Annotated in this window: 17 protein-coding genes; 13 read left to right on the forward strand and 4 right to left on the reverse strand. The window is 49.4% G+C overall.

The window, feature by feature from the left end; translation table 11 throughout:
- Positions 1-139: 139 nt before the first annotated feature.
- The 7 genes from BUA40_RS13215 (at position 140) to BUA40_RS13245 (ending at position 7,034) form a co-directional block, all read left to right on the forward strand.
- Positions 140-1,999, forward strand: a complete 1,860-nt coding sequence (locus BUA40_RS13215; RefSeq protein ID WP_083585420.1) for an alpha-amylase/4-alpha-glucanotransferase domain-containing protein — start codon at positions 140-142, stop codon at positions 1,997-1,999.
- Between the two features lie 3 nt (positions 2,000-2,002).
- Positions 2,003-2,692: an STAS domain-containing protein gene (locus BUA40_RS13220; protein WP_072801325.1), complete on the forward strand. Its 690-nt coding sequence runs from the start codon at positions 2,003-2,005 to the stop codon at positions 2,690-2,692.
- Between the two features lie 67 nt (positions 2,693-2,759).
- Positions 2,760-3,413: a transglycosylase SLT domain-containing protein gene (locus tag BUA40_RS13225; RefSeq protein ID WP_143149813.1), complete on the forward strand. Its 654-nt coding sequence runs from the start codon at positions 2,760-2,762 to the stop codon at positions 3,411-3,413.
- Between the two features lie 24 nt (positions 3,414-3,437).
- Complete coding sequence (locus BUA40_RS13230) at positions 3,438-4,799, forward strand: TolC family protein (RefSeq protein ID WP_255369319.1); 1,362 nt, start codon at positions 3,438-3,440, stop codon at positions 4,797-4,799.
- Between the two features lie 17 nt (positions 4,800-4,816).
- Positions 4,817-5,395, forward strand: a complete 579-nt coding sequence (locus BUA40_RS13235) for an MlaC/ttg2D family ABC transporter substrate-binding protein (protein ID WP_072801327.1) — start codon at positions 4,817-4,819, stop codon at positions 5,393-5,395.
- A 5-nt stretch (positions 5,396-5,400) separates the two neighbouring features.
- Positions 5,401-6,330: a hypothetical protein gene (locus tag BUA40_RS13240; protein ID WP_072801328.1), complete on the forward strand. Its 930-nt coding sequence runs from the start codon at positions 5,401-5,403 to the stop codon at positions 6,328-6,330.
- Positions 6,330-7,034, forward strand: a complete 705-nt coding sequence (locus BUA40_RS13245) for a pseudouridine synthase (protein WP_083585421.1) — start codon at positions 6,330-6,332, stop codon at positions 7,032-7,034. Before BUA40_RS13240 ends, BUA40_RS13245 begins: the two co-directional genes overlap by 1 nt.
- Here the strand turns inward: BUA40_RS13245 and BUA40_RS13250 are convergent.
- The gene (locus BUA40_RS13250) at positions 6,998-7,366 is read right to left on the reverse strand and encodes an HU family DNA-binding protein (RefSeq protein ID WP_072801329.1); all 369 of its coding nucleotides are present in this window, start codon (positions 7,364-7,366) and stop codon (positions 6,998-7,000) included. The two genes, BUA40_RS13245 and BUA40_RS13250, sit on opposite strands and share 37 nt — an antisense overlap.
- A 165-nt stretch (positions 7,367-7,531) precedes the next feature.
- On the opposite strand from BUA40_RS13250, the gene BUA40_RS13255 reads away from it, so the two are divergent.
- From BUA40_RS13255 to BUA40_RS13275, 5 genes are all read left to right on the forward strand, one after another.
- Positions 7,532-8,587 (forward strand): tRNA dihydrouridine synthase, encoded by a 1,056-nt coding sequence (locus tag BUA40_RS13255; protein WP_255369320.1) that lies wholly within the window; start codon positions 7,532-7,534, stop codon positions 8,585-8,587.
- A gap of 168 nt (positions 8,588-8,755) precedes the next feature.
- Positions 8,756-8,956 (forward strand): type II toxin-antitoxin system RelB/DinJ family antitoxin, encoded by a 201-nt coding sequence (locus tag BUA40_RS13260; protein WP_072801331.1) that lies wholly within the window; start codon positions 8,756-8,758, stop codon positions 8,954-8,956.
- A 242-nt stretch (positions 8,957-9,198) separates the two neighbouring features.
- Positions 9,199-10,311: a radical SAM/SPASM domain-containing protein gene (locus tag BUA40_RS13265; RefSeq protein ID WP_072801332.1), complete on the forward strand. Its 1,113-nt coding sequence runs from the start codon at positions 9,199-9,201 to the stop codon at positions 10,309-10,311.
- Between the two features lie 29 nt (positions 10,312-10,340).
- Positions 10,341-10,649, forward strand: a complete 309-nt coding sequence (locus BUA40_RS13270; RefSeq protein ID WP_072801333.1) for a hypothetical protein — start codon at positions 10,341-10,343, stop codon at positions 10,647-10,649.
- Positions 10,650-10,839: 190 nt separating this feature from the next.
- Positions 10,840-13,236, forward strand: coding sequence for an HD domain-containing phosphohydrolase (locus tag BUA40_RS13275; RefSeq protein ID WP_072801334.1), 2,397 nt, complete (start codon positions 10,840-10,842; stop codon positions 13,234-13,236).
- Between the two features lie 60 nt (positions 13,237-13,296).
- On the opposite strand, the gene BUA40_RS13280 is transcribed toward BUA40_RS13275, so the two are convergent.
- Positions 13,297-14,586, reverse strand: a complete 1,290-nt coding sequence (locus tag BUA40_RS13280; protein WP_072801335.1) for a citrate synthase — start codon at positions 14,584-14,586, stop codon at positions 13,297-13,299.
- Positions 14,587-14,618: 32 nt separating this feature from the next.
- The gene (locus tag BUA40_RS13285) at positions 14,619-15,911 is read right to left on the reverse strand and encodes an aminotransferase class I/II-fold pyridoxal phosphate-dependent enzyme (RefSeq protein WP_072801336.1); all 1,293 of its coding nucleotides are present in this window, start codon (positions 15,909-15,911) and stop codon (positions 14,619-14,621) included.
- Positions 15,912-16,163: 252 nt separating this feature from the next.
- On the opposite strand from BUA40_RS13285, the gene BUA40_RS13290 reads away from it, so the two are divergent.
- On the forward strand, positions 16,164-17,153 hold the full coding sequence (locus BUA40_RS13290) for a hypothetical protein (RefSeq protein ID WP_072801337.1): 990 nt from the start codon (positions 16,164-16,166) through the stop codon (positions 17,151-17,153).
- Between the two features lie 61 nt (positions 17,154-17,214).
- Here BUA40_RS13290 and BUA40_RS13295 read toward each other — a convergent pair whose 3' ends face one another.
- Complete coding sequence (locus BUA40_RS13295) at positions 17,215-19,815, reverse strand: DEAD/DEAH box helicase (protein WP_072801338.1); 2,601 nt, start codon at positions 19,813-19,815, stop codon at positions 17,215-17,217.
- Positions 19,816-19,821 lie beyond the last annotated feature (6 nt).

A 19,821-nucleotide genomic window follows, 5' to 3' on the forward strand; every position in this document is an offset into this window, starting at 1 on the left:
CACGGGCCCCTTGAGCGAACGCTCGAGGGGCCCTTCTTTTTATACCCGCATCCCCCCGCCATTGTCATGCTGAACTTGGTTCAGCATCGGCTTCTTGTGTCTAATACCGAGAGCATCAAAAATTTCTATCCTTTACCACATGAAACCGACGTTATCGTTTGTGTTGCAGTTGCCGCCATCGACGGCGTATGCAAAGCTTGAATCTGTTGTAGAGAATTTGCTTTCGGGCATCTGCATGATGCTTGATTCCGGAAAGGTGAAATTTTCGCTTTTCATGGATGGGCCGACTCTTGAGGTGGCAAATAAGGTCGCGCGTCCGCTGATGTTTGGCAAGTTGCGCCGCGCGATCGAAGACGGTTCGCTTGAACTTTTGGGTGGCGGTTTCTACGATCCCATGCTTCCGCTGTTCCCCACGGAACTGCAGTCCATGCAACTCAAGAAGCATGGCAAACTCCTGTGGAAACATTTCGGCATCGAACCGTCGGGTTATTTCAATTCCTCGATGGTTTGGGAAATGGAAATGACCGAACTTTTGGCTAAGCACCGCTTTGAATACGCGCTTGTGCAAGAGGCTTCGCTTCAGGATGCCTTGGGCCGTACCACTCCTGTTTCGGGTTGGTACACTGTAGAAGACAAGGGCTCCTTTATGCGCGTGGTTCCGGTTTCGCAGAAATTGTCCGAAGCCATTGCTAATGATGACTTCCAGTGGGAACAGATTGCGGAACCTTATTGTCGTGATGGCAAGTCTGCGGTAGTCGGCTTGAACATTCCTCCGCAGCCGGGCGATATTATTCCATTCTTTGAACGCCTGATTGAATTTGTGGAAATGAACGAGATTTCGACCAAGACCGTCGCCAGTCTCGTTGCGGATCAAAGTTCCGAAGGCCGCGTCAGTTTCTTGTTGTCGTCGGGGAGTAAGATTGGCTTGCCTGCAGCTGCCAAGACCTGCCGCGAACTTTTGATTAGAAGACCCGAAGTCAACTTGCTACACAAGATGCTCCTGTCGCAGTTCCATCGTGCGGCCGCATTCCTTAAGGGCCATGAACGTGATGATTTTTTCGAGATGCTTTTGCCTGCGATGTCGCCTATCTATTACCGCGACATGCAGGACTCCGAGGGTATGCGCACGCCGATGGTCCGTTGGTGGGGCTCTCGCTTTTTGCTACAGGCCGCTAACCGATTGACCGATCTGGTTTCCTTTGACGGTATTCGCCTGGATATTGCAGACTTCATGCTGGAAGGCAACAAGTGCATTTGGGCCGAGAATCATTCCTATTCTTTCTTGCTGAACTATCTGGATGGCGGTATTCTGAATATTTTGAATGCCAAGGCCGCCGAGAACAGCATCTTGGGATCCTGGCGGGATGATGGTAACCCTTCGGCGGGTTTCGTGGACTTCATGATACCCAATGTGGAACTGAAGGCGGAAAAGCTGGACCAGATCCTCTCTGACCGCGAAGGAGTCCTTTCGGCTCGTTATGAATACCAGATCAAGCGTCACGATGCGGGTACCGACATCGCCCTGCTGTCTGACCAGCACCCGGTGCTTGGAACACAGACTTGCGATCTTCATGTAGAAAAGACCTTCGGACTTTCGTCTACGGGTTCTGAATTTTCAGTAGAGTATAAGCTCACGAACAATTCTCCCGAGGCGGTAAAGGGCTTCTTCGGTACACTTCTGGATACGGGGCTTCTTGCCTGCGGTTATACAGCTAAGGATATCCTGGTAGATGGAGTTCCCTTGATGTTCAACTTCCGCGATCCGCTTATTTTCCCGGATGCGTCCAAGTTTGAAATCTCGGATATGGTGACCAGTTCAAAGATTCAACTTGAATTCGAAAAAAAGACTTCGCTGCTGATTTCGCCCATATTCGGCGCATCGGCCCTTGCTGCTCCTGAAGCCTTGCAGGGAATTCGCGTGTTCCCGTTCCAGAAAGTCAGTCTCGCAGGCCAGGCCGAAAGCACCTTGCGCTTGACGGTTAAGATTTCCAAGAGGTAACCGATGAAATCAGATTTGATTGATATACAGGTGGAATCTCGCGGAAACGATGTGGAACTTTCCTTGTCCGGTTCCCTTGGTCTTGCCCAACTTTCGGCGGTTAAAGAAAAACTGGACATGCTTGTCGAAGGTCCGGGCTGCTTTTACTTCTTGAACTTGCAGAACGCCCATTTCACCAGCGACCGCTACCTGGAAGTGTTCCTGGAACTCCTGAATCGGGTCAAGGCTCAAAAGTCGGCTTTGATTCTGATTTTCGAATCGGCAGAACTTTACGATTACTTCTCGAAGTACCTGAACATTTTTGAAGTCTACGAAAACCGTAAGGCTTACAAGAAATCGGGTACCAAGAAACAGTTGCAGCAGATTGGACTGCATTACGGGCTTCGCTCGGGTATTACAGTGAGTTCGGGTGTTGCTGTTGCGCTTATTTCCTTGATTCTTGGCTGGATGATTACCTTGTTTGTAATTATTTCGACCCAGGGGCACGATTTGGCCGACAAGCAGGCTCAAATTATTGCGCTGCAGAACCAAAAGGACCGTTACATCAAGGAAATCGACAAGTTGGAGTCTTCTATTGGGCCACTCCGCAAACTCGGGGTGGTGCAAGATACGACAAGACTCAGTTCCTTTGGACTTATCCAGGATTGGGTGAGCTACTTGGAATATCTAGAGAATACAAGGCGTGAAAAGTAACGTTCGCATATCCAAGCTCACGTTTGCCATAGCCCTGGTGTTTTGCTTTGGGGCTTTGGGGCTTTTTGTGTCTTATTGGTTTGCCCGTCAGGCCGAAATCAAGGTGCTCGTGGAACGGGAAGCCGCCTTACGCGCCGATATCGAGCAGCTGAGTGCTTGGGGAAAGTGGACCGTTGATTATGTCAAGATCAGCCGAGCCCTCGATTACCTTTCCAAAGGCCGCTTGAGCGAAGAACAGCGTGAAATGCTCACGGAACAGATCTGGCAGATTTCAAGGTCCTATGCCACGGATCCTCTGCTTATTTTGGCGGTGGTGGCTCAAGAAAGCCGAGGAAATCCCAATGCCCGCGGCCGTAAACAATCCGGAGCTTATTCGGGTGCCCTCGGGCTTATGCAAATCAAGCTTGAAACGGCTAAGAAAATGAGTGCCCACTTTGGACTTCAAATCGAAACCGAAGAGGATTTGCTTAAGCCGGAAATCAACGTGACGGTGGGTACGGCCTACTTGATTCGCCTGATTTCCAAGTATGGCAACTGGAAAGACGCCTTGATTGCATACAACTTAGGACATTCGGCGGTAGACCGAATGCTTCAATCGGGCAAACCCTTGCCGACCAAGTATTATGAGCATGTGATTTCGAAATATCGCAAGCTGACGGAGCTTGATTTTAAAACAAGCGACCAACAGCCCGTATATGACGACAAGTGGCAAATGGAATAGTGCTAAATTTGCTAAATTTACACTATGTTCCGTGTATTGTTTGTCTTGTTGATGGCTTCTTTGGCGTTTGCCGGTGAAATCCGGTATAGCCTTGAGCAGTTTGTCGATGAGGGCCTTGCAGCGGATCCGCAGGTGACAGAACTCAAATATGGCACCGAAGCGAAGAGAAACCAGATTCGCAAACTGAAATCCGAAGCGATTTTGCCGACTTTTTATGTGGGCATGATGGTGGGCCCCGCTCCCGGACTGAAAAATGAATTGCAGGATGGCGATACGGTGGAAGTTTATGACTTTACCAAGATGGGACCGTTCTGGGGTGTGCAGGCCAAGTTTATCCAGCCTTTGAATTTGGGACAGTACCGCGCCGGTAAAATGGCGTTGGAAGCGGATTTGCAGCAAAAAAGTTTCGATATCGAAAACCAGGTCCATAAAAAAGACGTAGAACTGCAGACCTATTACTACAATTACCTTTTGGCAAAAGAAATGATTCGCATTGCGGGCGATGCCCAGTCCAAAGTGGATGACGCCTATGAAAAATTGGAAGAAGCCCTGGACGATGACGACCCGAATGTGTCCCAGATGGACCTCTTGAACCTGAAGGCCAAAATGCATACGGTCAAGGAAGGGGTTGCCGAAGCCAATTTGGGAATGAAACGCGTGATGTTGGCGATTCGTTTTTCGCTGAATATGGATGATGGTGATTCTTTCGTGGCGGCCGATTCCGTGCTGACCCCGAGAACAGAACCTTTGCCGTCTTTGGATGAAGTCCGTAACATGACGCTGAAATATCATCCGGAATTGCGACAGCTTTCTGCGGGAATTCGTGCCCGCCGAATCCAGATGGATTTGGCCGAGGCTAAGCTTGCTCCGGAATTCTTTGTGATGGGCGAAATTGAATATGTCAAGAGCTGGGCTGGTAACAGAAGCGTCTTGCAGAAGAGTGCCTTTGCCGAAGATGCGGTGAACAAGTTCGACGGTGTGCTTGGTGTGGGCGTTCGCTATAACCTGAATTTCTGGAAAAATTGGGAAGGATACCGTTCGGCCCGTACGGACATGCGCGGTCTCCAGCTTAAGGAAACTTATGCTTCGGAAGGCTTGATGGCCAAGGCCGAGGAACAGTATTACCAGGTCGTTGCCGCCAAGGAAAAACTCGACGCCTTGAAGGAAAGCCTGCGTGCTACGGAAGGCATTTTGAAGGGTGCCGCCATGCAGTACGATTTGGACAAGTCCAAGACGGGAGATTTGGTCTCGGCATATACGCAAAATATCACGATGCAAAAAGATTACTATTTTGCGGTATGCTCTTACAATGTGGAATTTGCCCAATTGATTGCGAAAATGGGCTTGTCGCTGAAGGAATTCCACACGATTTATATGAATCAGTGATTTGAAAGGAGAACAATATGCTTAAGAAACTTTTAATTGCTATTGCCTGCGCTTCTTTGGTAGCTTTTGCTGCCGAAGATCCCGTGGCCGCCATCAAGAAAAAGGATACGGAACTTCAGGCTCTCTTGAAAAAATCCAGTCGCAACGCCAAAGAGACTGAACGTGTCAAGAGCCTGCTGAACGATTCCTTCGATTTTGCCCTGTTGGCAAAGAAGTCTCTATCTGCAAATGATTGGAAAGCTCAGGACGCTGCCGCTCAGGAAAAGTTTGTCGCTGAATTCCAGCGCATGGTCCGCAATTCCAGCGCAAAGCGCTTGGAACTGTACCGAGCCGATTCAACCATTTATGAACCGGCAAAGATGAAGGGTGACAACGAAGCTCGCGTGGTGGCACACCTTTGGAATAAGGGCAAGGAATCGGTTCTGGAATACAAGATGAGCCTGGTCGATGGCAAGTGGAAGGCCTGGGACCTGGTGATTGATGACCTTTCTACCGCTCGCAATTACAAGGACCAGTTCTCGCAAATTCTCAAGACCAAGAGCTTTGCGGACCTGATCGATATCATCAGCAAGAAGGCTGATGAATCGGAGAAGTAACCGTTTTGATTTGGGTTCTGGGCGTACTTTGTGCTTTGGCGCTTGTCGCCCTGTTCTTCCCGTTTGTATTCTGGGTTGACTTTTCGGCGGATTTCAATCGTGTAACGGTTGGCGTTCGCTTTTTCAAGAAAGTCGTTTACAGCTACGAAAAGAAGTTTGGCAAGAAGGGACTGTCCGAAGACGAGGACAGTTCTTTTGCTGAAAATGATGAAGAGACTGCTGTGGCCCCGGCAACGCCTGTGGAATCAAAGGCAGCTCCGAAGGAAGAACAAAAAGTAGAACTTGAGCAAAAGTCAGAGCCTGAAAAGACGACCGAACCGGTAAAGCTTGCTGCGGAACCTGAAAAGCCTGCCGAAAAAAAGGAAGAAGCGAAGCCGATTGAAAAACAGGAAGAGGCGAAACCGGTAGAGAAGACGGAATCGAAAGAAGAATCGAAACCGTCGGAAGAAAAGTCTTCTGATGACGATGAAAAAGAAAAGCGCTCCCTGACAGAGGTAGAATTTTGGACTCTGCTTTTGACTCCTGAATTCGATGAGCGCGCCTGGTGGGCGGTACGCCATGCTTTGTCCGCTTTGTTTAAGTTGTTCAGAATCCGCTTTGTTGATTGTTTTGTGGAAGGAATTTGTTTGCCGGAATATGAATCCATGGGCTATGCTGCGGCATTGAACGGATTCCTCAAGAGTTTCCCTTACATTGGGGCGTGGGATTTCCGCATGGACTGGACCCGCGATCATGAGCCGCATGCCGAAGGCCATATGCGTGCGTCGATCAATGTTTGCCGTGTGCTGGGGGTGATTCTTGCTACTCTCTTTTATGGCGGCATTGTAGCCTTTACGTTTTGGCGTCGCCGTGCCCATATCCTTAAGACGGGTGAACTTCCGGAGCTTGGATTTATCCGCAACAAGATTGTGAAAATGATGTCGGAGGATGACTGATGCCTGCTTTGACTTTGGACAGACTATTGGCCTCGATTGGATTTGGTTCGCGGAAGGAAAGCCGCGCCCTTGTCCGCATGGGTATGGTGGAACTGGATGGCAAGGTCCTTGACGATCCGTTTATGGAATTCAAGGAAAGGCCTGAGTTCATCACGGTGAATGGTGAAGAAGTCCCGACGATTGAAAAACTCTACATCATGATGGACAAGCCTCTGGATGTGGAATGCAGTCACAACGCCCGAGACCACCAGTCGGTGTTCGAGCTGTTGCCGGACCGTTTTACGGCCATGGGTATTCAGACGGTGGGCCGTCTGGATGCGGATTCTTCGGGCCTGTTGCTGTTTTCGAACCAGGGCGATTTCATTCACAAGGTGGAAAGTCCCAAGAAAGGGTACCTCAAGAAATACCGCGTGACTCTTGCAAGGCCCTTTACCGAAGAACAGAAAGCGGAACTTTTGCGTGGCGTGATGCTTAAAGACGAAAGAAGGCCGGTGCTTGCACGGGCCTTAGAGGTTGACGGAGAATCCGTCTTGATTTCGATTGGCGAAGGTTTGTACCACCAGGTCCGCAGAATGTTTGCGGCAGTGGGAAACCATGTGGAAACGCTTAAGCGTGAAGCCATCGGCCCAGTGGTGCTGGACTCGACCCTTGGCAAGGGCGGATGGCGCTACATGACGGAAGAAGAAGTGGCGTCGCTGACCTGAGTTTCTTCGGACTCAAGCTTGGCGTTTGCACCTTCGACCAAGGCTTCGATGGAATTGATCTTGTCCTTGATGTCGTTGCTGAACTTGAACGACGGAACCATGCGTTCTTCGATCAAGACAGTTTCACCGGTGCGGGGGTTGCGAGCCGGACGAGCCTTACGGGGCTTGCAGGCAAAGGTGCCAAAGCCACGGATCTCGATGGTGTTGCCTTCGATCAGCTTTTCGCCCAAAAGGTCGAGAAACTGTTCGATGACGGTCTTAATATCGTTACGCACAAATCCGGTGGACTTGGCGATCTCTTGAATCAGTGCTTGTTTAGTTATATTTGCCACGGCTTAAATATAGGTTTATCAATGAGTTAGCGTACCGGTCTGAATAAAATTAAACAATTTTTTCGGGCTCTAGTTGCGGAATATTTGTGGATAATTGTTGTTAAAATGTTGAAAAGTTTTAGGCTCAGAAATTTGGACGTGTTTCCGAATACCATACTTAGCCCCATGGACGGGGTGACGGATGCCCCGTTCCGTAGACTTTGCCGAGTTTTATCGGGAAATCGCATGGGACTCCTGGTATCGGAGTTTGTTCCGACAGATGGCGATGCCGTTTTTTGCCTAGATGGCCACAAACAGCTGAAGTTTTTTCCCGAAGAAAGGCCTTTCGGAGTGCAAATCTTCGGAAGATTTCCCGACCGAATGGCCGCTGCCGCCAAAAAAATTGCCGAAAACCTTCACCCGGAGTTTATCGAGGTGAATGCGGGCTGCCCGGCGCCGAAGGTGGCGGGCAAGGGGAGTGGTTCCGGCCTTTTGCGTGATTTGCCGCGACTGCAAGAAATCCTGCACGACGTCCGAGCCGCCCTGGATGCTTCTAGCGTGGATATTCCGCTCACGCTCAAGTGTCGCATCGGCTGGGACGACGAAAGCATTAACGTGATGGAAACGCTGAAAATCGCCGAAGGCGAGGGCGTGGAAATGCTCACGGTGCATGGCCGTACCCGCTTGCAGGGGTACAACGGCCTTGCCAACTGGGACTGGATTGGCAAGGTCGCTGCCGCGGCCAAGATTCCCGTGATTGGCAATGGTGATGTCAACAGTGTGGCGGTGGCTCGTGAACGTTTGGAAACTTATGGGGTGTCGGGCGTATCCATTGGCCGCGGTGCCATGCATAATCCTTGGATTTTCGGACAGATTGCCGATGCCTGGGAAGGTAAGCCCGCGCGTGAAATTACTGCGACAGAAGCCTTGGATGTGTTCCCGCTTTATTTTAAGTTCAAGCTCGAAGATGGCTCTACCGAAATGGGGGCGCTAGGCCGCCTTAAACAGCTTGCGGCAAGGCTTTGCAAGGGCTTTTGCCAAGAAGGATGTGGTGACGAAGTTGGTATGCATGTTCGCCAGACCCTGCTTACTGCGCAGACTCCGCAAGAATTTTTTGAGCGCCTTGAGGTGTTGAAAAATGGTGTTGTGAAATCAATGTGCTTTGATCCGAATCGCTTGATAAATCTGAATGGAGCCAAGGAAACCGAATTGAGGTTTGGCGACCAGTTCGCGGGACGATAAAAAAAATTATCAAAGAAACAATTTGTATATAGCGTGTATGACTATGTGCTGTTGTTGCTAAAAATGGCGAAGAATAGACTTAATTTATACGAAAAAAGTAACTGTTGAGGGTTTGACAACAAGAGAAAAATAAACTATTGTTAAAGAGACTTTTTAAGGGAACGAACTATGGCAATAGTAAGCGTAAGAATGGAAGACGAAACAAAGAAAAAGTTTGAAACTTTCTGTGATTCCGTTGGAATTACGGTTTCGGCTGCAGTAAACATGTTTGTGAAAATGACGCTCCGCGAAGACCGGTTGCCGTTTGACGTCAAGGGTCATTCGTTTGAACCGCTGGGAAAGGTGGTTCAGGCGAAGGGTGTAGACTAAAAAATTTCTTGCTTAATTCGTTGTGAAAAACCGTCCTCGATGGGGCGGTTTTTTTTATGTAAACATTGCAATGTTTTGAGTAGTGTAAATAGATAGTGTTTGTATTACAAGAATTTTAAAGTGTCTGTTTGTTATCATACAAATTATACTTTCATTGTAAAATGTTTACTTTGTGTGTTGAAAAAGTAATTATTTTGTTTGAATTTATTTAATTTGTTAAATGCTGATGATGAGGGTGAAATATGAATTTATTGCTAAGCTTGACGGAAAAGTGTAATTTACGTTGTAGCTATTGCTATTATAAATCAAGCCAAGTGAATCGCGAACTTGAAATGAGCGATGAAATTCTTGAAAAATCGATAAAATTAGCTTTAGAGAGAACCATTAAGTTAAAACATGAATTTTTTAATATCACCTTTTTTGGTGGTGAACCTCTTTTACGTGTTGATGCCATTTGCAAAGGTGTTGAATTTGCAAAAATGATGGTTGAATCTGAACGTGCAAAGTTGCCCAAAAATTTTGAAATGCACTTTGCGGTGAATACGAATGGCACGCTTTTTTCCAATGACCTTTTGGACTTTTTTCAAAAAGAAAAATTTCAAATATATTTGTCGTTAGATGGACCGGAAAAAAAACATGACATCTCTAGAGTCAAAATTAATGGAAAAGGCTGCTTTAAAGATATCGCTCCGTATATTCCAAGATTGGTCGATATGGATGCAACCGTTTTGTCGGTGGTGACTCGCAAACATGTGCGGGGATTGGCTGACTCCGTTAAGTGGGTGTTTGAACAAGGCTTTAGGGGAATGTCGACCGCGGTGGATTATGATGGCAAATGGACTGGCGAAGATTTAGATGCTCTAGCTTTGGAATATCAAAAAATGGCCATGTTCTGGTTTGATTTCAGAAATGCCGGAAAAGATTTTTATTTAGGAACGATTCAGGATAAAATTACATATGATGTCCTGAATACTAGACAAAAGGAACAGTCCTGTTCCATTTCCAAAGGTGGATTTGGTGTCGCTGCGAATGGAAATGTGTTTCCTTGTAGTCGGTTTGTAACAAGCGCACCTGATGCGAAGTATGTTTTGGGCAATGTCTTGGAAAATGGACTTGAAATGTTTTCTGGCCCCGTCGCCAAAGACATATGCCATTTTCTAGAAAATGATAAACCTGAATGCAAGAACTGTGCGATTAAATATCGCTGTTCCGCGCATGAATGTGGATGTACGTCTTTTTATACAACAGGATCGATTTATGGTGTGTCTCCTGAAGTGTGCACTCATGAACGAATCTTGACGGCGATTTGTGACGAGGTTCTTGAAAAACGTCGTTCTCAGGGATATTTCTTTTAACTCTCTAACCCTAAAAAAAGGAAAATACAATGGCTACAAAAATTGAAACAAAAGCGGTTGCCGCAAAGACTGTTGCAAAAGCTACGGCGAAAGGCAGCAAGGTCCTCTCTTTTGACGGAACGAAAGGGATTATCGTTGAAAGATGGGCCTTTGAACACCTCAAGCCTGTAAAACGTGGCGGCTCTCTTGTGGGCTATAGAATGGATCGCGAGTTGTTTAGGGCTGCCGACTTCAAGCAAATTGAAAAGGCCGTAACCCTTGCTCAGGCTGCCGATACGAAGCTCGCTGCAAAGGCTAATCTGAAGGCTACAAAGACTCTTACGGCGAAGAAAAAGTAATTTTTTGTTGTGAAAAAAGCGAAATCCTTGTCTGCATTGCAAACAAGGATTTTTTTTCGTTTTTCCTTTTTTTTACCTCCAAATTATTCCAATTTGGACTAATTTGGGGGCTCTTTTTAGGGCTTGCCGTTGCAATTTGCCTTTTTTCTTATATATATTAATGGCAATAATTGTTCTTAAGAAGGGAAATATGAGGAACAAAATATTTGCGTATAAGGATGCAGTTTCATTCGAAAATGAACTATTCCTGTTTAGCAAGTGGTACAAGGAACATGGTTCCCCCACGATGTGCTTCCAAATACATTCAACCATATTGGATCCCGAAAAACTGAAGCCCGTTTGGGATATTCTGGAACGGGTATTCCCCGAGACGCCGTGGTTTGGCAATTCGACCGCCGGGAACATTGTGGATTGCGAACAGGCCGTCGATATTTCGGTGTCCGCCATTATTTTCGAAAAAACGACGAGTAAATTCCAGGTTTTTCAGTACGACTTCTCTAGGGAATCTGTCGGTGGCATTGCGAGCGAAATCGTAAAAGAGGCAGATAAAAATCCATGGGTAAAGGCTGTTGAAATTTATCACTGCATTTCGCCCTTCTCGACGACGGCTCTTTGCGAAGGGCTTGACAGCCTTGCTCCGAACATTCAGGTTTTTGGCGGTATTGTTTGCTCTCCCGATATTACGAGCCCGAATTCCTGCGTGTTCTCGTCGGTGGGTGGCTATACGAAGTCCGGTCTTTTGGTCGTGTTCTACGGCGGTGACGATCTTTATATTGAATCTCGCAAGATTAGCGGCTGGAAACCCATTGGACGTAACTTCCACGTGACCCGTTCGGAGGGCAATATCCTTTATGAATTGGGCGGTATTCCGGCTTACGAAGTTTACAACAAGTACCTGAATATTAAGAACGATAACAACTTCTTCTACAACGCGCTTGAATTCCCGATGCTGTACGAGCATAACGGCGTTTCGATTGTGCGTGCGGCTGGCGCCAGCAATCCGGATGGTTCGCTCTCCATGTCTTCGGATATTGACGAGGGGTCTATAGTCCGCTTGTCTTATGGTGAGCCGCAGTTGATTGTGGAAAAGATTAAGGCTGAAAGTGAAGCGTGCGAAAAGTTTGCTCCCGAAGTGCAGCATATCTTCTCTTGCGCGGCCCGAAAGGCGTTCTGGTCCCAGCATGAACCGACTTACGAAATTTCTCCGTTCAAGGGCTTGGCTTCTAGCACCGGATTTTTCTCGCATGGCGAGTTCCTACGTGAAAAGGGCCACTTGAACCAGCACAACATTACGCTTGTATTTGCCTCGATGCGTGAAGGTCCTGCGGTAAAGCATGAACATGCTCCTGTAGAAGATATCCAAGAGGGAATGGCTTCGCGTTTGCCGCTTGCGGCCCGTATGGCAACGTTCATTCGCGAAACTTCTTTTGAACTGGAACAGATTAATAGCAAGCTGCGCGTGATGAACGAACACTTACAGGATGTCGCGACGACCGATGCCTTGACGGGGCTTGAAAACAGACTTGCCTTTGACGAGATCCTCAAGACCATTAGCCAGGAAGACGCTGAAGCTGGCACTTGGACGATGGTGCTGATGGACGTGAACGGCTTGAAGTACGCAAACGATACCTTTGGCCACCAGGCGGGCGATGCCCTGATTGTGGCGGCGGGAAACGCTATCAAGAGCGCTTACGGTGCAACCGGAAACTGCTTCAGAATTGGCGGTGACGAATTTGCCGTGGTGACGCGTGCTCCGCTGGATTCGCTGTTCGTGCTGTATAGCAACCTGCAGAAGTGCATCGAAGAATACAACAAGGACGCTTTGTACCACTTGTCCATTGCAGTGGGCGAAAGCCGCCTGCGAAGCGATTCCGGCGTTCGCAAGTCCATTAGTGACTGGAAGATGGAAGCGGACTTGAACATGTACCGCGACAAGGTGCGTTACCACAAACCGGTTGAAAACAATGAAAACCAGAACCTCAAGGACTTGATTTCTTGTTTGATCACGGTGGAAGAAGCGAAGGATTCCTACACGGCTCACCATTCCGATCGCGTGAAGGCTTTCTCGGAACAGATTGCTAGGTTGCTTGGCCTGTCGGAAGGTTCTGTCTCGTTGATTACCCATGCCGCGCACTTGCACGATATCGGCAAGATGGGCATTAGTGACAACGTGCTCGGTAAACCCGGTAAACTGACGGATGATGAATTCTCGATTATTAAGCAGCATCCGGTGATTGGCGCTAAGATCTTGATGCAGTCCAACTACACCCATGAATTGGTGCAGATTGTGTTGCATCACCATGAACGTTACGATGGTCGCGGTTATCCGGAAGGCTTGAAGGGTGAAGATATTCCTATTGGAGCCCGTATCATCGCTATCGCAGACTCTGTTGATGCAATGACGAGTAAGCGTGTTTACCGCGACGCCATGTCGCTTGATTACTGTAAAAAGGAAATCGAGAAGAACTTGGGCGCGATGTACGACCCGGCCATTGGCAAGGTCGTTCTGGATCATTGGGACGAGGTAGCGGACCTGCTGATGAAACTGCAGAGCGGTCGCCCGAAAGTCATTGATCGCACCAAATAATCTTATAGCGAAAAAGCCGCCGGAACAAATCCGACGGCTTTTTAATTGCTTCTTTGATAATTAGCGTTTATCGCGGTCGACCCAGGGGCGAGCCGTGTGGCCCGTGTAGATTTGGCGCGGACGGTTGATCTTGGAATTCGGATCGTCGTGCATTTCTTTCCAGTGGGCAATCCAGCCGGGGAGTCGGCCGATGGCGAACATCACCGTAAGCATGTTCGTCGGAATGCCCATGGCGCGGTAGAGAATGCCCGAGTAGAAATCCACGTTCGGGTAGAGCTTGCGTTCGATAAAGTAGTCATCCTTGAGGGCGGCTTCTTCGAGCTTGAGCGCAATGTCCAGGAGCGGGTCGTGGAAATGTTCGCGTTCGAACACCTGGTACATGAGCTTCTTGAGAACCTTGGCACGCGGGTCGTAGCTCTTGTAGACGCGGTGACCGAAACCGGAGAGACGGAACGGGTCGTTCTTGTCCTTGGCCTTTGCCATCACCTGGTCAATGGTCATGCCGCTCTGCTGAATGCGTAGGAGCGTTTCGAGCACGGCCTGGTTTGCACCGCCATGGAGCGGACCCCACAAGGCGCAAATGCCGGCGCAGATACTTGCGTACAAGTTAGCGTGAGAGCTGCCCACCATACGCACGGTAGAGGTAGAACAGTTCTGTTCGTGGTCGGCGTGTACAATCAGAAGCGTGTTCAGCGCCTTTTCCATGATCGGATCCGGGTGATAGGAACGGGCCTTGCTGCTGAACATCATGTTCAGGAAGTTGCTGCAGTAGCTGCGTTCCGCTTCGGGGTACACGAACGGTTCGCCGATGCTTGCCTTGTAAGAGAAGGCGGCAATCGTGCGGATCTTCGAAATCAGGCTTGCGGTCGTCAGGTCGAACACGTCGGCGATGTTTTCGTCGTCGTAGAAACGCGGCGTAAACAGACCCACGGCGTTCACGATAGAGCTCAGAATGCCCATCGGGTGGGCGCTCGGCGGCATCTGCCTAAAGAAGTGCAGAAGGTTTTCGTGGAGGAGGGCGTTTTCGGTCAACAACGTGCGGAAACGCGCGAGCTGCTGCTGAGTCGGCAGTTCACCGTAAATCAGGAGCCAGGCGGTTTCGGGGAAGGTCGCCTTTTCGGCAAGGTCTTCGATACTGTAGCCGCGGTAACGCAGGATTCCCTTTTCGCCGTCCACGTAAGTGATGGCGCTGCGGGTGCTACCGGTATTCAGGTAGCCGTAATCCAAGGTCACCAGGCCGGTTTCCTTGCGGAGTTTGCAGATGTCGAGACCGTGTTCGTTTTCAGCACCTTCAACAACAGGGAGCTCGATGCTCTTTCCGTTGTAACTTAAAATGGCGTTGTCGGACATTATTCCTCCAGGAGGTACGGGGTTCCCGCACCTTACTTCATCTTCAAAATGCAATTATAGATATTGTCGAACAGCTTGGGGAGCTTTTCGGTCGGCACGGCAGAGAATGCGAGGCGAATCAGGCCAGAAAGCATGATCGTACCGGTGCTGTAGTCCTTGATGAGCTTTTCGCGGAGCTGTTCTGCGTCAACGCCCTTCGGCTTGATGCACATAAAGTAACCGCTGTTGCACGGCATCGGTTCAAAGGCGTCCTTGTATTCCGGATGGGCGGCAAAAACTTCCTTGATGATGTCGTAGCGCTTCTTGAGCACAGCGTACTTTTCCTGCTTCTGCTGCTGGTATTCGGGGCTCTGGAATGCGGCGAGCAGGATCTTCTGGCTGATGCTCGGGGCGTTGGAAATGTTACCACGGACGGTACCGGCGGCCTTGTCTTCGAGAGCCTTGAGCTGTGCTTCGGTAGCACCCTTGAAGCCGAAGCTCATGAAGCCCACGCGGAAGCCCCATACGTAGTCTTCCTTGGTCGGGCCGTCAAGCTTGACAGCGAGGAGGTTTTCGTGAGCGTCCACGAGCTTCACGAACAGGGATTCCTTTGTCACGCCTTCTTCGTACACGAGTCCGAAGTAAGCATCGTCGAGGAGGGCCACCACCTTGTTTCCCTTGGCGGCGCATTCCGTGAGAATCTTGGCGATTTCGACAGCTTCCTTTTCGGTAGCGGTGTAACCGGTCGGGTTGTTCGGGAAGTTCAGGAGAACGACCTTCTTGTCGCCCTTGCTAGCTTCGAGAGCGGCCTTGAGGGCTTCGGTGTCGAAGCCGCCGTTCTTGAAGGTGTTGAAAGTCTTGATCTTGGCGCCACGGGCGTTTTCGAACACGAGTTCGTAGTTGTCCCAGTACAGGTCCGGGATAATCACTTCGTCGCCAGCGTCGAGGAACATGTAGCCGGCGCAGCTGATGGCATGCGTCAGGGCGGCGGTCACCACCGGATTGCTGAAGCTCTTGGTGGCAAGCGTCGGGTTCTTCTTGATGTCCAGTTCCTTCCAGGCCTTGCGGAGGTCCGGGTTACCGAAGCTCGGGGCATACAGGAAAGAAGTCTTGGGGAGGTTCAGGGACTTGAGAACGCAATCCAGCACCAACGGGCTGCCATCGTCTTCGAGGGCGGTACCGATCGTAGCGTTGATTTCGGAGCCCTTGGCTTCGGCACCCTGGCCGAGGATACCCTTGCGGGGGAAGAAGATTGCCTTGCCCTGTTCAGAGAGCATGTCGAGAACTTTGCAGCCGTTGGCAGAAAGTTCGGCGTTGAGAGCCTGTGCTAAAGGATTGTAGTTCATTGTGGTGTCCTTTTGAATTTTTGCGGGTGCAAAAATAGAAAAATTTGGAATATTTCCCACCCTGTTCGCCCTGGCTTGGCCGGGAATAACCTGTTCTGACGGCTAAATAAGCAAAAAAATATTTTTTGAAAACAGTAATTACAGATTTGCCTGTTTCCCGTGACGAAAAACACTGGATATTGCAGAAATTGTAAAGCCCCTTGCGCCGTATGGTGTATTAATTTATATTGAAAGGTGTCTTAGGAGGTTTTTATGAAAAGAGTTTGGGCTTGTTGTGCAGCACTTTCATTTGCACTTTTGGCATGTGGTGACGATTCTTCGTCGAATTCTAGCGATACCCAGGGAAAACAGCCTGCTTCTGAGCGTTCCAATAAAGTTGAACTGACGCTGGGCAAATGCCTTGATCACGGCCTAGGTGTTTTATACAAGAAAGCTGATTCCGAAGAATTGGATAAAGCGTACTTGGTTGAAGATTCTACGGGTGCGACCCAAATATTGGTTCCTGAGTTGGGCGATTATTGTGGTATTATTGCTCAGTTTGTTTCTAAGCGGCAAGGGGATACGTTGTCTGTTTGGACCGAACCGTTAAAGGGAATCGATGAAGATGGTCGCGAATTCACTTTGTCCGGTGAAACCTCTTGCAGTTGCATTAAAGACCATTGGTTTACTATTAATGCAGACGATGCTGATGCCAAGTATTTCAAGTATTCCGGCGAAGTCTTTGAGATAACATCAGACCCGGCTCCCGAAAGGCCCGAAATTGAAGAACCTACGATTCCCGATGCTCCGGAATTTGATGAATCGGAGCCGCATCAAGAAGTGACGGATGTGATAGGTCATTGCGATGCAATGCTCAATGAAAATGAAAGTCTCTTGAGTAACAAGTTCCTTTATGTGGATGCTTGGAACGATTTTTCGGAAAGGGATTCTAATGGGGTAGGTGCGCCGTTTGCAAGAACGCATTATGACGGGGATGATGTCGTATTGGTTTTTGAAGAGACGTTTAATTGCGATGAAAAGGTCGAAAAAGTCAATGTTTATCCTTCGAATGATACGCTCTATGCAAAACCGGAAATGACGAAACTAGATTCCGTGAAATTAGAACCGGGCGAAGGTTGTGCCTGTATGACACGAGCGGCGTTTAAGCTCAAGAACGAAGGCGTTTATGCTGAGGCGAAGTACATGGTCTTTGGAAACCACATGGAATACGTGTATACGCTGAAGCCTGGAACTGAAAAATAATCATCACCAATGCTCCTTGGAATGATTAGGACCCTCCCTCCCAAAGGGGGAGGGTCTCTATTTATACTTCGCCGATTCGCGTCATTTTAAGGAGCGGCATGCCGGCGTCGCGGCATTCGGTTAGGTTCACGTCGAAATCAATGCTCCAGTCGTTGAAATCCTCTTCGTCTTGCAGCATTTGCTGAACGTGCATGATTTCGCCTTCGTAGGTGATAATCGTATGGTGCAGCGAGCGGCCTTCGACATCGAGGCGGAAGTTGTGATGTTCCGCGGTGTAAGCCGCCATGATTTCCATAAGGCCGTTTTCAGTCCAGGGCTTGCCTTCGCCGTCCACGAGCATTTGGCCTTCGGCGAGGTCGTCAGCGAGCATATCAAGCACATCGCTGTATGCCTGCTTCTGCAAGGCAGACATAAGCTGGAAGATGCGCTGGCGCACCATGACGATAAAATGTTTCTTGTCGTAGGTAATGTCTGCGGCCACCTTGTCGGCGCCGAAAGCGGTTTCGAGTTCTGTGGCGCCGGCAGCTTCCAGACGCTTCTGGTAGTCTTCGGGGTGCGCCATCTTTTCCCATTCTTCGAGTAGGCTCGAGTCGGTGCGACGAATCATGTCGCCGAGGTAATCCTGCATGTCGAGAAGTTCCTCGTTCTTGTAACCGTCAGGAACGGTCTGCGAAAGCACCTTGTAAACGCTGTTCAGGTGTCGCAGCAAAATAGCTTCCATACGCTGCAATCCGTACTGCTTCACGTATCCGCTGAAGGTACTGAAGTTTTCGAACATTTCACGCACGATGCTCTTGGGCTCAATGTTTTCGTCTACCCAGGGGTGTTCTTCGGCGAAGGCGTTGAAGGTGTCATAAATGAAATCGCGGAGCGGTTTGGGATATTCCACTTTCTCGATTTCTTCCATACGCTGGTTGAATTCCATGCCCTGCGCCTTGAGCTCATCGAGGCGGGCGTTACGAGCTTTGTTCTGCTGGATTCGCAGAATCGCTTCGGGGTTTTCAACGATACTTTCGCACAAAGTAATCACATCGAGTGCGTATTCGGGGCTTTCGCGGTCCAGTTTCGGAAGCGTATCGACTACGTACAGCGAAAGCGGCTGGTTCATCGAAAAGTCGTCTTGTAAGTCCATGTTCACGCGGAGCTTGCTATAGCCCGGTGCAATCGGTGTCACGAATTCAATGATATTCTTCTTGACAAGGCTCTTGAAAAGCTGAAAAGCGCGGTGCTGCAACTGTTTTTTGCTGGAGGCACTTTCGTGGCAATCCTTGAGCAAATTGCGCATGGCGGTACAACCGTCTGTAGGGCGGCTCAGAATGTTCAGGAGCATTCCGTGGCTTACCTGGAAGCTAGAAGTCAGCGGTTCCGGCGAAGCGGCAATCAAGCGCTTGTAGGTGCTTTCGTCAAAGGGGACGTAGCCGTGTTCGGGCGGTTTCTTTTTCTGGAATTTCTTGCCCGTCTGTTTCGTTTTCGCTTCGAGTTTCAAATTTTCGATGACGTGTTCAGGCGCTTGTGCGACCACGTAACCGATGTCGTCAAATCCCTTGCGGCCTGCACGGCCTGCAATCTGGTGGAAATCTCGGGCGGTCAAAATAGCCGTCTTGTCGCCACTGTATTTGCAGAGTTGCGTAAAAAGCACCGTTCGAATGGGCACGTTCACGCCTACGCCGAGCGTGTCGGTGCCGCAGATGACTTTGAGTAAACCTTTTTGTGCCAATTTTTCGCAGAGAATGCGGTACTTGGGCAAAAGTCCTGCGTGGTGGAGACCGATGCCTTGCTTGAGCCAGCGCTTGACTTCGGGACCGTAGGGGCTACTGAATCGGACTTCCTTGATGGCCTCGTTAATGGATTGCTTTTCTTCTTTAGTACACAGGTCCAGGCTCATGAAATTCTGGGCGTTGGTCGCCGCCGCTGCCTGCGTAAAATGCACCACGTAAACGGGTGCTTTTCCGCCTGAAACAAGCTTTTGTACCGTATTCGAAATTTCGGTTTCGGAATAGCTGAAATCAAGCGGAACCGGACGCTGCGAAGACCGCACCGTGACCGATTCGCGGCCCGTATGCTTTGTCATGTCGCGTTCGAAAAATTCGGTGGCGCCTACAGTGGCACTCATCAGTAAGAATCGCGACTGCGGAAGCGTGAGTAGCGGCACCTGCCAAGCAACACCGCGTTCCTTGTCGGAATAGTAGTGGAACTCGTCCATCACCACATCGGTAATCGTGAGTTGTTCACCTTCGTTCAGGGCCATGTTGCTTAAAATTTCGGCGGTGCAACAAAGGATCGGGGCGTCGTGATTGACGGTGGCGTCGCCTGTAGAAAGCCCCACGTTTTCGGCGCCGAATTCTTTACAAAGTGCCATCCATTTTTCGTTCACAAGGGCCTTGATGGGGCAGGTGTAAACGCTACGGCGGCCATGTGCCAAACTGTCGAAATGGAGCGCCAGGGCCACCATCGATTTCCCGGAACCCGTAGGCGTATTCAAAATGACGTTTTTGCCGTCCAAAAGCTCAAGGATAGCCTCTTCTTGAGCGGGGTAGAGTGTGGTGCCACGCGACTCTGCCCATGCCATAAACGAGTCCAATAGGGTCTCGGCGCCCTCACCGGCTTTGAATGGAACTTGAGGCAGGAATTCTTTAAGGCGTTTGGGGGCGTTTTCACTCATAAAGCC

The sequence above is a fragment of the Fibrobacter sp. UWT2 genome (assembly GCF_900142545.1).
Classification (GTDB): domain Bacteria; phylum Fibrobacterota; class Fibrobacteria; order Fibrobacterales; family Fibrobacteraceae; genus Fibrobacter.